General features: G+C 66.8%; 13 protein-coding genes. 10 read left to right on the top strand and 3 right to left on the bottom strand.

Annotated elements, in window-relative coordinates; translation table 11 throughout:
• Positions 1–61 precede the first annotated feature (61 nt).
• From HMPREF3067_RS00095 to HMPREF3067_RS00085, 3 genes are read right to left on the bottom strand one after another with little or no spacing between them, the layout of a single operon-like run.
• Complete coding sequence (locus HMPREF3067_RS00095) at positions 62–1552, bottom strand: alpha-(1->6)-mannopyranosyltransferase A (RefSeq protein ID WP_070767721.1); 1491 nt, start codon at positions 1550–1552, stop codon at positions 62–64.
• 9 nt (positions 1553–1561) lie between these two features.
• Positions 1562–2653: a polyprenyl synthetase family protein gene (locus HMPREF3067_RS00090; RefSeq protein ID WP_070767720.1), complete on the bottom strand. Its 1092-nt coding sequence runs from the start codon at positions 2651–2653 to the stop codon at positions 1562–1564.
• Between the two features lie 11 nt (positions 2654–2664).
• A complete protein-coding gene (locus HMPREF3067_RS00085) occupies positions 2665–3258 on the bottom strand; it encodes a GNAT family N-acetyltransferase (protein ID WP_070767719.1) in 594 nt (197 codons plus the stop codon).
• A gap of 232 nt (positions 3259–3490) precedes the next feature.
• Between HMPREF3067_RS00085 and HMPREF3067_RS00080 the strand changes: the two genes are divergently transcribed.
• The 10 genes from HMPREF3067_RS00080 to HMPREF3067_RS00035 form a co-directional block, all read left to right on the top strand.
• Positions 3491–3934: an SAV_6107 family HEPN domain-containing protein gene (locus tag HMPREF3067_RS00080; RefSeq protein WP_083319045.1), complete on the top strand. Its 444-nt coding sequence runs from the start codon at positions 3491–3493 to the stop codon at positions 3932–3934.
• A gap of 230 nt (positions 3935–4164) precedes the next feature.
• Positions 4165–4572 carry a DUF3040 domain-containing protein gene (locus HMPREF3067_RS00075; protein ID WP_070767717.1) on the top strand — a complete coding sequence of 136 codons (408 nt, stop codon included), beginning with the start codon at positions 4165–4167 and terminating at the stop codon, positions 4570–4572.
• A gap of 478 nt (positions 4573–5050) precedes the next feature.
• On the top strand, positions 5051–5485 hold the full coding sequence (gene mraZ, locus HMPREF3067_RS00070) for a division/cell wall cluster transcriptional repressor MraZ (protein WP_070767716.1): 435 nt from the start codon (positions 5051–5053) through the stop codon (positions 5483–5485).
• Positions 5486–5659: 174 nt separating this feature from the next.
• On the top strand, positions 5660–6703 hold the full coding sequence (gene rsmH, locus HMPREF3067_RS00065) for a 16S rRNA (cytosine(1402)-N(4))-methyltransferase RsmH (protein ID WP_070767715.1): 1044 nt from the start codon (positions 5660–5662) through the stop codon (positions 6701–6703).
• Entirely contained in the window at positions 6700–7554 is an 855-nt protein-coding gene (locus HMPREF3067_RS00060; protein ID WP_070767714.1) for a cell division protein FtsL, read from the top strand. The genes rsmH and HMPREF3067_RS00060 overlap by 4 nt, the downstream gene beginning before the upstream one ends.
• A 244-nt stretch (positions 7555–7798) precedes the next feature.
• Positions 7799–9655: a peptidoglycan D,D-transpeptidase FtsI family protein gene (locus HMPREF3067_RS00055; RefSeq protein WP_070767722.1), complete on the top strand. Its 1857-nt coding sequence runs from the start codon at positions 7799–7801 to the stop codon at positions 9653–9655.
• A gap of 12 nt (positions 9656–9667) precedes the next feature.
• The gene (locus HMPREF3067_RS00050; protein WP_070767713.1) at positions 9668–11233 is read left to right on the top strand and encodes a UDP-N-acetylmuramoyl-L-alanyl-D-glutamate--2,6-diaminopimelate ligase; all 1566 of its coding nucleotides are present in this window, start codon (positions 9668–9670) and stop codon (positions 11231–11233) included.
• Entirely contained in the window at positions 11230–12762 is a 1533-nt protein-coding gene (gene murF, locus HMPREF3067_RS00045; RefSeq protein WP_070767712.1) for a UDP-N-acetylmuramoyl-tripeptide--D-alanyl-D-alanine ligase, read from the top strand. Before HMPREF3067_RS00050 ends, murF begins: the two co-directional genes overlap by 4 nt.
• 76 nt (positions 12763–12838) lie before the next feature.
• Positions 12839–13945, top strand: coding sequence for a phospho-N-acetylmuramoyl-pentapeptide-transferase (mraY, locus tag HMPREF3067_RS00040; RefSeq protein ID WP_070767711.1), 1107 nt, complete (start codon positions 12839–12841; stop codon positions 13943–13945).
• Positions 13946–13982: 37 nt separating this feature from the next.
• Positions 13983–14940: Mur ligase family protein (locus tag HMPREF3067_RS00035; protein ID WP_246819175.1), on the top strand; the 958-nt coding region annotated here is incomplete at its 3' end.

Raw genomic sequence — 14940 nt, 5'->3', positions numbered from 1 at the left:
GGTCTCAACATGCGGCGCGCCTGTGGATAACCCCATTTTGGCGCCGCGGGAGTTGAGCTAGTCACACCGCGGCGCGGGATCCTGAGGATAATTCCCGCCGCGGACGGGCGGGGAAGACCCACTCGGCGGCCAACCAGGACACGATGATGGAGCCGATGACCCACCACCAGTTGTAGAGCTGGTGGTTGCCGTCGCTGGAAAACGACACGGCCACGAAGACGGAGGCGCCGGTGGCGAGCTTCATGACCCACATCGGTGGCCGCGCCACGCCCACGAGCGAGATGACCGAGGCGTAGTACCATGGCAGCGTCACGGAGTTGAAGATGAACGCGACCTGGTAGGCACCGGCGGTGCCTAGGACGGCATCGCGGATGCTGCGGCGGGAAATCCACCACACCAGGATTAGTCCCAGCAGCATGAGGAGCATCGACAGTGTGCGCATGATGCTCAGCACGCTGTTGTAGGAAATATCCGGGTTGAAGATCTGGACCAGCGGCGCGACCACGTCGGTGACCAGCGTCGGGCCGGCCAGCGGGTTGATGACCTTGGCGTTGCCGGTAATCTCCGACAGCCAGCCCCAGGAGGACCCGGACGCCCAGGTAATGACGGCCACGACGGCGACGGTCTCGAGAACCATCAGGGTGCCGGCCGCCACGAAGACGCCGAAGCGCTTGGCCACGCTGGAGGTCGCACGCGGGGCGAAGTGGTGGACCATGATCCAGACGACGAAGGGCATCGCGAGGAAGGCGGTCGCCTTTAGAGCCACGGCGGCGGCGATCAGCGCCAGCCCGGACAGGAACTTGCGGCGCAGAGCTAGCAGCAGGCCCACGGAGACCAGGCCGACCATGACGGATTCGTTGTGCATGCCGGCCACGAGGTGGAGCAGCATGACGGGGTTGGCCACGCCGAGCCAGAGCGCCATCGTGGGCGAGCCGCCGAGCTCCCGGGCGATCCGGGGTACTGACCAAGCAATCGCGGCGAAGCCGGCCAAGGAAATCAGCTTGTAGACGAAGATCCCCACGGCGACGTTGTCGCCGACCAGGGAGGTCACGCCGTCGCCAACCCACAGGTGCAGCGGGCCGTACGGGGTGGTGGTGTTGCGCCAGTCCTGGGAGACCTCCAGCAGGAAGGGACCGGGATTGACCACGGGGCCTTCCGAATAGGGATCGAAGCCGTCGCGGACCATGGCGCCCTGCATGAGGTAGGAGTAGACGTCGCGGGAGGCCAGCGGTGCGGCCACGATGAGTGGGGCCAGCCACCAGGCCAGCGTGCGCCGGACGGTAGCCAGCGCCCCCTCGCAGGCGGGTGCGACGGTCTCCCTGCCCAGGAGGATCCAGGCGCCGACCAGGCAGAAGATACCCACCCAAAACAGCGCCATGCCGAGGTTGCGGCCGTGGCCGTAGGCCAAAAAGCTCAGGTTGAGCGCCTCCAACAGGCCGCCGCGGTTACGGGTGGCGCCACCGGAAAAGGACGCGATAGCCAGCAGGATGGTACCGGCGAGCCCGAGCGTTAGCGGGCGCGGGAGGCGGATGGTTAGTGGGGACGTAGCCATGACGCGGCGCTACTTCTGCCGGGAGGTCGCGCGGATGGCCAGGTCGCGCAGGGCGGCAGAGACCTTCTCGTCCACACCGGCGGCGTGGAGGTGCCCCAGGCCGGATTCGGTCAGGGCATCGATGCGCTCCTCGATGGCCTCGACCGCGCCGGAGTCCTGGATGATCTGCGACATGGTGGCGATATCGGCCGGATCGTCGGTGGTGCCGACTAGGCGGCGCAACGTGGCGGCCGCGGCGGGGTCGGCCTGGTCGGCGCGCTCCAGGGCGGTGGCAAGCAGGACGGTGCGCTTGCCTTCGCGCAGGTCGTCTCCGGCCGGCTTGCCGGTGACGGAAGGATCGCCGAAAACGCCTAGCTGATCGTCGCGCAGCTGGAAAGCCACGCCGATGTCGCGGCCGTAACCGCGGAAGGCATCGATAAGCGTGGGCGAGGCGCCGGCAATGGCGGCGCCCAGGTGGAGGGGGCGCTCGATGGTGTAGGCGGCGGTCTTGTAGCGGTTGACGGCACCGGCGAGCTCGACCGACTCGGAACCGGTGGCCTCTAGGGTGATGTCAAGCAGCTGGCCGCCGATGACCTCGGTGCGCATGGCGCGCCACGGCTCGCGGGTGCGGGCCAGGGCGGCGGCGCTGAGGCCGGAATCCTGCAGCATGTCCTCGGCCCAGGCTAGGGCCATGTCCCCGACGAGGATGGCGACGGACTCGCCGAAGAAGTCGGCGTCGCCGTGCCACTGCGCTTGACGATGCCGCCCTGCCACCGCGCGGTGCACCGTCGGCTTGCCGCGGCGGGTGCTGGAGGCGTCGATGATGTCATCGTGGATGAGCGCGCAGGCCTGGATGAATTCCAGGGAAGAGGCGGCGCGGAGGACGGCCTGCGGATCCTCGTCGCCGTCCAGCCCGCCGGCGCCGACGAAGCCCGCCCAGGCGTAGAGCGGGCGGATGCGCTTGCCGCCGCCGAGAACGAAGTCCTCGAGGTAGGCGATGGAGCGGGTAACCGGCGCGCCGATGGAGCCTACGACCGGCCGTCGCTCCTCCAGGAATTCCGCGAGGGCAGCGCGGGCGGCGTCGGGGATCTGTTCAAGCTGGGGAATATTGTCTGCGGTCACGCCTAGGTATCTTACCGATCGCGGGCGGCGGTCCGGTGTTGCGCAATCGCCGGCAGCGGCAGTGGGGCGTACAAGAGGGCAAACGGGCGGGAATCGCCGGGGTAGCGGTGGTGGCGCAGTGCGTCCCGAAAGCCCAGCGAGCGGTAAAGGCCGAACGCGGAATTGCCTTCCTGGGGTACTTCCGGCGTTGATAGCGCGACGTAGGCGGCGGGGACGTTCCAGAGCAGCTCTGTTATCAGCTGGCGTCCGATGCCGCGGTTTTGCATGCCGGGGCGCACGTGCACCTCGGCTAGCTCGAAATAGCTGCGCAGCAGCGCCCATTGCTGCTCGGTGGGGCCGCCCTTTTCGTAGAAGCCCCGGCGCAGCTGCCGGTCCCACCAGGTATCCGGCGAGCCGAGAAAGCCGTAGGCCAGGCCGACGATGCCACTGTCGGTGGTGGCGACCACCGCGCTAAAGCCCGGGTGGGAAATCTCTCGGCGCCAGGCGTGGGTACGGCTGACGCGGATGGAGTCGTTGTAGTCCATCGCCTCGATGTAGATCTCGACGAGCTGGGGCGCGAGCAGGGAAAACTCTTGCGGGCTGAGGCGACGGATGGAGATGTTCACGAATCTATCGAAACATGTTTGGCCCCGCGGCGGAGCGATTAGCCTAATTAAAGGCGTTCGAACTAGCTCCCGCATGTTCGAAAAGAAGGTTTTAATCCTGCTTGAGGGGTTGTGGGGTTCGAACACCTGAGCTATATTAAGGGGTGTGAGTCGGAAGTGTTCCTAGAGTAAACGGCAAAAGAAAACAACGGCGCTCCCGCAAGCGGCAGCTTCGGAGGGAAGGTGAACGGACATGGCACACGTAATCTCGGCAACTAGGCAGGCAACCACGCGGATCTCGCGCACCAGCGGCGTGGGGAAGCAGCAGCATTTCCTGCGTCAAGCGCGAATGCTGATTGAGCAGGCGCGGGAGTATGCGGCAGACGGGCGTTTCGAGGAGGCTCTCGAGGTCGCCTACCAGGCGGGGCTGCGCACCGCGGGGGCGCGCATCGCGGTCTCCATGGTGGCGCGCCGCAAGCGGAAGCCCTCTAGCGCCTGGGAGCAGCTCGCGCTCGTGAGCGCGGAGGACAAGGAGTGGGCGCAGGAATTCGGCCAGTATTCGAAGCTGCGCTCCCGCGTTTCCCTGGGCCTGGAGGACGGGGTCGAGGAAGATGCCGTTTTTGAGCTGATGGGGCTAGCCGCGCGGTTCATGGCCGCCACCCATGCGGCCGCGGTGGAATCCGACTTCGCCGCCTAGGGGATTGTGTCGCCTAGGGCTTGCCCTCAGAGTTTGCCCTAGGTGTTGGCCCTAGTTGTTAGCCCTAGGGGGTGGCCCGGGGCTTAAGTTGGGCTTTGTACCTACGTTAGAATGGGGGAGGAAGTAGCACGGTGGGAACTAAAAGTTTGGCGCTCACGTTGAACACAGTGAAAGGCCGTCGTGCAGGGCCGTATTTTAGGCAGCGGTCCCTTAGGTTTATTGGAGGTACAGTGTCTCTTTCGGAGCAGGAACAGCGCGCGCTACGGGAGCTCGAGCAGCAGCTGTTGGCTGAGGATCCCAAGTTCGGTGCCTCTGTAGCCCGGGCCTCGGCCGGTTCCCCGAGCGGGGCCGTGACCTTGCGCGGCGTGGCGCTGGTAGTTGTCGGACTGGTCATGCTGGTGGGTGGCGTGGCCTTGGCGCAGAATAGCCTGTGGTTCGTGGTCCTGTCGATCCTGGGCTTCCTCGTCATGTTTGGCGCGGGCATTTGGATGCTCCGCGGCGGTGGTGCCACGGGTGTGAAGTCGGGCAAGAAGAAGTCGGGCTCCGGCCGGGGCGGCGCGGGGGCGTCGCGGTCTGGCGGTAGCTCGATGGGTAACAAGCTGGAAGAGAACTTCCGTCGCCGCTTCGAGGGCAACTAGAGCACCGAGTTAAGCGGCCTAGCTTTCAAGGCCCCTGGGAGAGATCCCAGGGGCCTTTTCGTCTCTCTGCGTGGTCTCCACACAATTCCCCACTTTCCCCCACGCTGGCCCCCGCGGGGCCTAGAAGGGGGAGTGCTGCGCGGAAGCGGGCCTCCGGGAGGAGCGGCGCGTGCGGCATTAGGCCAGCGTGCGGGTTGCAGTAGTAGGGGCGTGTGCGCTTTGGGGCTAAAGAATCTTGTGGTAAAAGAGGTGCTTATGTGACGTCTGGGGCCTCGAAAGCGCCGCGACTGGGGATTTCTCCCCACTATTTTTATTGCCTTTGACCTGCGGGTATGTCGCGAGTGGGTGGTGGGTGGGGCGTGGTGGGTGTTGAAAGTGGGGGAAAGTGGGGTAAAGTGGGGCGCAGCGGTGGAGAAGTGGAACTTTGAGACCGTGGAGAAATGTCGGAGTTATCGAGCCAAGGAAGGTGGACGCCGGGATGTTTCTCGGAACCTACACTCCGAAGCTTGATGACAAAGGACGCCTAACGCTTCCGGCTAAGTTTCGGGATGAACTAGCTGGCGGACTGATGGTGACTAAGGGGCAGGACCACTCACTAGCGGTTTACCCGCGCGAGGAGTTTGCGGAACGAGCTCGAAAAGCAGCGGCCGTGTCCCGGACGAACCCCGCCGCCCGCGCGTTCATCCGTAACTTGGCAGCGAGCGCCGATGAGCAACGCCCGGATGGGCATGGCCGTATCACGTTGTCCGCAGGACACCGCGAATACGCCAACCTTTCCAAAGAGTGTGTGGTTGTCGGGTCGGTGGATTTTCTCGAGATTTGGGACGCAGCCGCTTGGGCTGAGTACCAAGAGCAAACTGAAGACGCCTACTCGGCGGCGGATGCGGATGGCGTCCTGTCCGGCCTGCTGTAGAAGGCAGTTCACAACTCAACAGAGTGCGTGTACGGACTCTGTCCGAAGTGGAGTAGCTGGTGTACTTCCCCGACATCAGAACCCATTTCGGGCAGGGCCCTATACGCACTTAATTTGTCCCGACAACCCACCGCGGCCAACTTCAAGCTACTTCGTTTACGGAAAGGGGGCACCATGGCTTCAGCTGAACGCAACAACCACGGTCACGTGCCCGTGATGCGTGAGCGTATGGCCGAGCTACTCGCGCCCGCCGTGGCGAAGGCAGAAGCAGAGACCCCGGGCGGCGCCGTCTTGGTGGATGGAACGCTTGGCGCGGGCGGACACACGGAATACTTCCTGGAGACCTTCCCGGAGGTGTCGGTGATTGGCGTGGACCGCGATGGGGCATCGTTGGCTGCGGCCCGCGAGCGCCTGGCGAAATTCGGGGACCGCTTCGTGGGCGTGCAGGCGCGCTTCGACGAGGTGGGCGACGAGATTGCCCGACCGGCCACCCCGCACGCGGTTGTGGACAAGGCGCGGGAGTGGGGCATCGCGGGCGCGTTGTTTGACTTGGGGGTGTCGTCGATGCAGCTGGACCAGGCCGAGCGCGGCTTCGCCTACAGCCAGGACGCCCCGCTGGACATGCGTATGGACCCCAGCCAGGGGATTACCGCGGCGGACGTGCTCAACACCTACGACCACGGCAACCTGGCGCGCATCCTTAAGACCTACGGGGATGAGCGTTTCGCCGGCAAGATTGCCAGCGCCGTCGTGCGCGAGCGTGAGAAGGAACCTTTCCGTGACTCGGCGCGGCTGGTGGAGCTTTTGTACGCCACCATCCCGGCGGCTACCCGGCGCACGGGCGGGCACCCGGCTAAGCGCACCTTCCAGGCGCTGCGCGTGGAGGTCAACCGCGAGCTGGAGGCCATCGAGCAGGTCCTGCCGGTTATTGCGGCGGCGCTGCGAGTCGGCGGCCGCGCGGTGTTTATGAGCTACCAGTCCTTGGAGGACCGGCTGGTCAAGCAGTTCTTCAAGGATCAATCGACGTCGTCGACCCCGGAGGGGCTGCCGATGGACCTGCCAGGCACCGAACCGGACTACCGGGTGGCAACCCGCGGGGCGGAGAAGGCCTCTGAGGCCGAAATCGCCGAGAACCCGCGTGCCGCCTCGGTGCGGGTGCGGGCGCTGGAGCGGATATCCGGCACCCCGCAGCTGCTTTCTTCGGGAGGCACACCATGACCCAGACCACTCGACCCCACACCCGCCAATCCTCGACGAAGGGACACCGCTCCATGGGAGCTAGCCGAGATTTCACGACCGGAGAAGACACCGGCGCGGCCACCGCGCTGCTCGAGCGGGATGCCCGCCGCAGTACCCGGCGCACCGCCCGCACGCGGGCCCCGGAACGCTGGGACGTGCGCCCGCGGCGCAGCTCGCACGGCACGACCAGCCCGCACGGCCCGCGCTACCAGCGGCTGGGCTCCCAGCAGGTGGTCTCCCAGCGTGGCCGCCGCCTGACCCCGATCAAGAAGAACTCCCTGTTCGCCCGCCTGTCGGCGGTGGCCATCGTGCTGCTTATCGGCGGCGTGTTCCTTGCCATGTGGCTGTCGGGTTTGTCGACCTCCCAGACTTTCAAGATCCAGCAGCTCTCCGCGCAGGAATCGCAGCTGGGCAACCAGATTGAGACGCTGAACCGCGACCTAGAAAACGTGCGCTCCACCGCGGACGTGGCCCGCCGCGCCGCGGACGCGAACATGGGAGTGCCCACCAACCCAGGCGTCGTCGAGGTCGGCGAAGACGGCAAGGTAAAGGAGAAGCGCGCGGCGACGGACGAGCAGGAAGCCATCATCGACGTCAACGGCACGGCGATCCGTCCGGGCCGCGCCTCCAGTAACCCGGACGACACGGAAGGCATGTCCGATAGTCTGAATGCTACGCCGGATGGGCATCGTTCGCCGCAGGCGCAGTCCGAGCGTTCGGGCGAGGGCCGCGAGCAGAACCGTGACCAGAACGCGGAATCGAATGCACCACGCGCGGACGAGTTACCGGATCTGCCGGTCCGTGCCCCGTATTCTGGAGCCGGGAATTAGCAGTTGCTTTGGGCAGCCGGGTGGTTGTCCCAGAGGAAATGAATAAGGCAGGTGACTTACCACCGTGACGTCACGGAATCCGGGATCGCGGCCGCACCGGCGGTATCGCGATACCGGCGCGCGGGTGGGGCAATCGGCACGTCAGCCGCGCGCCGGCGGCCACAGCTACGGCACCGCCGCGGAGAAGACGCGGCCGGCTAGCACCCAGCCGCAGGTCAAGAAGCTCTACAAGAATTCGCACATGATGTCCCGCCGTCTGCGGTTCATCATGGCTTTCCTGTTGGTGGGCATGTTGCTGCTGGTGGGCCGCCTGGCCTGGGTGCAGGTGGTCTGGGGCCCGGACCTGTCGGCCAAGGCCATGGAGCAGCGCTCCCGCGTCTACGTGGAGCCGGCCCGCCGCGGCGAGATCACCGATAGCGATGGGCAACGCCTGGCCTATACCATGCAGGCCCGCTCCCTGACTGTCTCGCCGACGCGCTTGCGCAAGGAGCTGGAGGAGCAGTTCACCAACGAACTTAGCGCCGAGGGCGCCAGCGGCGACGATCTGAAGAAAAAGGCCGGCGAGGCCGTCGATGACCGCCTGAAGGAGATGTCCAAGGGCATCCCGAAGATGATCAAGGACGCCGGCGCCGAGGTCGGCAGCGTCGACGACAAGGAGATCCTCGACAAGCTGAAGGCAGACACCCAGTACGAGGTGCTGGTGCGCAACGTGGATCCGGACGTAGCCGTAGAAATCGCCGAGGAATACCACGGCGTGGCCGCCGACCACCAGGACATCCGCCAGTACCCGAACGGTGCCATCGCCGAGAACGTGATCGGCAAGGTCTCCATGGACGGCCAGGGCCAGTTCGGCCTGGAGGCCTCCGGCGACTCGACACTGACGGGCATCGACGGGCGCAAGACCGAGGACGTCTCCACGGACGGGCAGCCTATCCCGGGCACCTTGCGCGACGAGGTCAACGCCGTCGACGGCGCCAACGTCCACCTGACGCTGGACCTGGACCTGCAGACCTTCGTGCAGCAGAAGCTGGAGAAGGCCAAGGCCAATTCGCAGGCCAAGTCCGCCGAAGCCGTCGTGCTGGACTCAGCCACCGGCGAGGTTCTCGCCATGGCGAATACGGATACCATCGACCCGAACGAGGACATCGAAAAGCAGGTCAAGTCCGGCAAGGGCTTCGAGAACCCGTCGATCTCCCACCCCTACGAGCCGGGCTCGGTGGCCAAGATCGTCACCGCCGCCGCGGCCATCGAGGAGGGCGTGACCACCCCGGAGGAGGTCCACCAAGTCCCGGGCTCCATCGACATGGCCGGTGTGACGGTCAACGACGCCTGGCAGCACGGCGTCGAGCCTTACACCACGGCCGGCATCTTCGGTAAGTCCTCCAACGTCGGCACGCTCATGCTGGCAGAGAAGCTGGGGGACAAGACCTACTCGAAGTACCTCGACGCCTTCGGGCTGGGCAACGCCAGCGGCATCGAGCTGCCGAACGAGTCCGGCGGCCTGGTACCGGCCTTCGAGCAGTGGTCCGGCGGCACCTTCGCCAACCTGCCGATCGGCCAGGGCATGTCCTGGACGACGCTGCAGATGGCGAGTGTCTACCAGACCATCGCGAACGAGGGCGAGCGCATCACCCCGCGCATCATCAAGGAAATCGAGGGCGAAAGCGGCGAGGACCGCATCCACTCCGAGCCGGAGAAGACCCAGGTCATCAGCCCGGCGGCGGCGAAGACCACCCTGGACATGTTCCGAGCGGTCTTCCAGGAAGACCCGGCGGGCGTGCAGTCCGGCACGGCGCAGGGCAACGGCATCGACGGCTACCAGCTGTCCGGCAAAACCGGCACGGCCCAGAAGGTCGACCCGAACACGGGGGCGTATTCTAATTCCGCCTACTGGATCACCTTCGCGGGCGTGGCCCCGGCGGATGACCCGCGCTTCGTGGTCGCCATCATGCTGGACGAGCCGAAGTCGGGCGTCAACGACGACGGCTCGGGCGGGCAGTCCGCGGCGCCGGTCTTTAGCGACATCGCCGGCTGGCTGCTCAACCGAGACAACATACCCACCTCTCCCGAGGGTAAGAACCTTAAACTGCGGGCGGAATAGGAGAACATCACCATGGCACGTACGCTAGCTCGACTGGCACAGCTGGCCGGCGGGAGCCTGAGCGGCTCGCCGGAGACGGAAGTTAGCAGCATCGGACTGGACTCGCACTCCATCGCCCCGGGCGGGATGTTCGCGGCCTTGCCGGGTCTTCACGCCCACGGCGCGCGTTTTGCCGCCGACACCCCGGCAGCGGCGGTGCTTACCGATGCCGCCGGCGCGGAAATCCTCGACGCCGCCGGCGACACCCGACCCCGGCTGGTGGTCGAGGACATCCGGGCCGTGCTGGGGGATATCTCCGCCGAAATCTACGACCACCCGTCCGCGGACCTGACCATCCTGGGCGTTACCGGGACCTCCGGCAAGACCACCACCAGCTACCTGCTGGAGGCCGGGCTGCTGGCCGCCGGCTACCAGGTAGGCCTTATCGGCACCACCGGCACGCGCATTAACCGCACCCCGGTGCCCACATCGCTGACCACCCCGGAAGCCCCCAAACTTCAAGAGCTTTTCGCGCAGATGCGCGACCAGGGGGTCACCCACGTGGTCATGGAGGTCTCCTCCCACGCCCTGGCACTGGGCCGCGTGAAGGGCACGCGCTTTGCCGTGGGTGGGTTTACCAATCTCTCGCAGGACCACCTAGACTTCCACCCGACCATGGAAGACTATTTCCTGACCAAGGCCCGCCTGTTCACCGGGCCCGAGGCCGCCGCGGCCGCGGTCATCTGCGTCGACGATTCCTGGGGCCAGCGCTTGGTGGAACTGTCCCGCGCGGCGGGCACGCCCACCGCGGAGGTCGCCACCGCCGAGCAGACCGTAACAACCAACGCGGGCAAGGTAATTTCCGCCCACCACACCGCGGTGGAACCGACCGGCGAGCAGCACGGCGTGCTGAGCCTGGAGGGCAAGGACTACGAGTTCACGGTCCCGCTGCCGGGCAAGTTCAACGTGGCCAACGCCGCCCTGGCAGCCGGGATGGCCGCCGCGGCCGGAGTGGACGTGGAAGCCTTCCTGAAGGGCGTGGCCGGCGTCGCGGTGCCGGGGCGCATGCAGCGCGTGGATTGCGGGCAGGATTTCGTCGCCGTGGTCGACTACGCCCACAAGCCGGCGGCCGTGGCCGCGGTCTTGGACACGCTGCGCGAGCAGATCCGGACCTCCGAGCGCCCTGAGGGGCGCATCGGCATTGTCATCGGCGCCGGCGGCGACCGGGATTCTTCCAAGCGCCCGCTGATGGGGCAGGCCGCGGCCAGCCGCGCCGACTACGTCGCGGTCACCGACGACAATCCCCGCACCGAAGACCCGGCTCCCATCCGCGCGGCCGTGCTGGCAGGTGCGAAGGAGGCCGCCGCCGAGCGCGACGACGAGGTCACCCTGGCCGAGTACGCCTCCCGCGCCGCGGCCATTGACGCGGCCATCCAGTGGGCAGAGCCTGGCGATGCGATTATCGTGGTAGGCAAAGGCCACGAAGTCGGCCAGATCGTGGGGGACACGGTCCACCACTTTGACGACCGGGAAGAGGTACAGCGCGCACTGGAAACTAAGACCTCCGGCACCACGCCGGCGGGGAAGGAAGAAGCATGATTGAGCTAACGCTAAAAGAGATAGCCGAGATCACCGGCGGCTATCTGGACGAGGTCGATGACCCGCAGGCTCAGGTCACCAGCTTCGTCGAATTCGATTCGCGCAAGATCACCCCGGGCGGGTTGTTTTTGGCCCTGCCCGGCGCCCGCGTCGATGGGCACGACTACGCCCGCGCGGCGGTCGGTCAGGGTGCGGTGGCCGTGCTAGCAGCCCGCCCGGTAGGCGTGCCAGCAATCGTCGTCGAACCCACCGGTCGCGTGGAGGGCGACGGCGCTAACGCTGATATTTACGCCCACGACGCCGACGGGTCTGCCGCCGCGGTCGTCCGCGCCCTCTCGGCCCTGGCTCGGGCGGTCACCCGCCGGCTGGCCGACCATGGCAACCTGACCATCGTCGGAGTGACCGGCTCGGCCGGCAAGACCTCGACCAAGGACCTGATGGCGGCGATCTTCCACTGCGCGGGCGAGACCGTCGCCCCGCCCGGCTCCTTCAACAACGAGGTCGGACACCCCTACACCGCGCTGCGGTGCGACTGGCAGACCAAGTACCTGGTCGCGGAGATGTCGGCGCGCGGAATCGGCCACATCCGCCACCTGGCGGACATCGCCCGCCCGACCATCGGGGCGGTACTCAACGTGGGCTCTGCCCACCTGGGCGAGTTCGGCTCCCGCGAAAACATCGCCCAGGCCAAGGGCGAACTCGTCGAGGCCCTGCCGGCTGCAAACGACGGCGGGGTAGCGGTGCTCAACGCCGACGACTCCTTCGTCGCCGCCATGGCCAAGCGCACCGAGGCCAAGGTAGTCTACTACTCCGCGGCAAACCCGCCGGCGCCGGAGGCTGACTACACCGCCACCGACGTCGAGCTCGACGATGTCGCGCGCGCCGCGTTTACCCTCCACTCGCCGAACGCCGCCCCGCAGCGCATCAAACTGCAGGTCTTCGGCGTCCATCAGGTCTCCAACGCCCTGGCGGCGGCCGCCTCGGCCATCGAGTCGGGGATCCCGGCGGAGAAGGTCGCCGCGGCGCTGAGCGGGCACCGGAACGCCTCCGCGAACCGGATGGACGTCTACAGCCGCCCGGACGGGGTCACCATCATCAACGACTCCTACAACGCCAACCCGGACTCCATGCGCGCGGCCATCGCGGCGCTCGGGTACACGACCGCGGCGCGCCCGGACGCCCGGGCGATCGCGGTCTTGGGCGAGATGGGTGAGCTGGGCGCGGAAGCGGAGAACGCCCACCAGCAGCTGGGCGCGGAGCTGGCGAAGTACAACGTGGGCCGGCTGATCATCGTCGGTGATTCCCCGGCCTGCCGGGCGCTGGCGGCCGCGGCCGCCGACCGCGGGATCACCACGACCGTCGGGGCGGACCACGCGCAGGCCGCCCAGCTGGTCGAGGAAACCCTGCGGACCCCGCCCGCCGCGGTGGAGCAATGGTCGCAGCGCGCGGCGAAAGACGTGGTGCTCATCAAGGCATCGAACGCCCAGCAGCTGTGGCGGGTAGCCGCAACCTTAAAGGGCGAGGGCTAGAACCACCTCGATAAGATAAGCTCGCGCAGAATTTTCTTCAGACTGCTTTTGTTGTATTAGAAGGACCACGTTCACAGTGACCCAAATTATTGTCTCCGGCGTAATTAGCTTTATCGTCGCGATTTTCTTCACCCCCTGGCTGATCCGGTATTTCTCCCACGCCGGCAAGGGGCAGGAGATCCGTGAAGACGGCCCCAAGTCGCACCTGCGCAAGCGCGGGACCCCGACCATGGGCGGACTGGCGATCCTGGCCGGCATCGTCGTGGCCTATCTGACCACGGGCCTCTACGGGCTGATCTCCGGCAAGGGTGGGTTCACTGTCTCCGGCGTCCTGGTCCTGGGCTTGACCCTGGGGCTGGGCGGCCTGGGCTTTGCGGACGACTTCATCAAGCTGTTCAAGGCCCGCAACCTGGGCCTGAACAAGAAGGCCAAGCTTATCGGGCAGCTCGCGCTGGCCCTGGCCTTCGGCTTCCTGGCGCTGCAGTTCCCGAACGACAACGGGCTGACCCCGGCCTCGACCAAGCTGTCGATGTTCCGCGAGATCGACACCTTCGACATCGCCGTCGGCGGTGCCGTCATCGGCACCATCGTCTTTTTGGTCTTCATGTATATCCTCATCGCGGCCTGGTCGAACGCGGTCAACCTCACCGATGGCCTGGATGGGCTGGCGGCCGGCACGACCGCCTTCGTGATGGGCGCCTACAGCCTGATCACCTTCTGGCAGTTCCGCAACGCCTGCGGCGCCGACCACGCCGCCGGCTGCTACGAGGTCCGCGACCCGCTGGATCTGGCCATCCTGGCCGCGGCCGGGCTGGGTGGCTGCCTGGGCTTTCTGTGGTGGAACGCCGCCCCGGCCAAGATCTTCATGGGGGACACGGGCTCCCTGGCGCTTGGCGGCCTGGTCGCGGGCATCTCCGTGACCACCCACACCGAACTGCTGATGATCATCATCGGCTCCCTGTTCGTGGTGGAGGCGGCCTCCGTGGTCATCCAGGTTGCTGTCTTCAAGACCACCGGCAAGCGCTTTTTCCGCATGGCGCCCATCCATCACCACTTCGAAAACGGCGGCTGGCCGGAGACCTCCGTGGTCATCCGCTTCTGGCTGCTGGCCGGCATGGCCGCCATGCTGGGCGTGGCCCTGTTCTACGCGGACTGGCTGACCGCCGCGGGCATCGGAATCTAGACACTGAAGATAAAGGTTAGGAGCCTTCGACAACACCATGACTTTGCACACGGCGCGTAGTCTGCCCGCGGACCTAGCCCAGGCCCGCCGGGTGCTGGTAGCGGGCGCGGGCGTTTCCGGGCGCGGCTGTGCCCGCGTGCTGGACCGCCTGAACCTCGAGGTCACCATCGCCGACGACAACCCGCAGGCGCGGCAGCAGGCCCTGGCCGACTGCGGCGCGCGGGCGAGCGGGATGAGCACCGCGGAGGCTATGGCTATTGCCGCCGACGGCCAGATCGACTTGGTGGTGACCTCCCCGGGGTGGCGCCCGGACTCGGCCCTGCTGACCGCCTATGGCGACGCCGGCGTCGAGGTCATCGGCGACGTCGAGCTGGCCTACCGCCTAGACTCGACCGGCACCTTCGGCGCGCCGCGCCAGTGGCTGGTCGTCACCGGCACCAACGGCAAGACCACCACCACCGGCATGCTGGCGGCCATCATGCAGGCAGACACTAGTCGCACCGGCCGCCGCGCGGTGCCGGTGGGCAACATCGGGGTCTCCGTCTTCGACGCCATCCAGGACAACGATCGCGTCGACGTGCTGGTCGCTGAGCTGTCGTCTTTCCAGCTGCACTGGGCCAGCCAGCTGCGCCCGGACGTGGGCGTGCTGCTCAATCTAGCCGAGGACCACCTCGACTGGCACGGCTGCTTCGACAACTACGCCGCGGACAAGGCCAAGGTTATGCACGGCGGCATCGCTATCGCCGGCGCGGACGACGCGCACGTGATGGAGCTAGTTGCCCGCGCCCGCCAGTCCGGCGACCTGGCCCCGCAGTTCTATTCCTTTACCTCCCAGACCCCGCAGGCCGGCCAGGTCGGCGTGGAGGGCGGGCGAATTATTGCGCGCTTGGACGGCGAGGATCTAGACCTAGTCTCCGCCGACGGGGTGGAGCCGGCCGGGCTGGCCGGCGTCTTGGACGCCTGCGCTGCCGCCGCGGCCGGGCTGGCGGCGGGCG

This window comes from Corynebacterium sp. HMSC04H06 (assembly GCF_001815935.1).
Classification (GTDB): domain Bacteria; phylum Actinomycetota; class Actinomycetes; order Mycobacteriales; family Mycobacteriaceae; genus Corynebacterium.
Note: the sequence above shows the minus strand (reverse complement) of the source record. Positions and strands in the feature narration are given on the sequence as shown.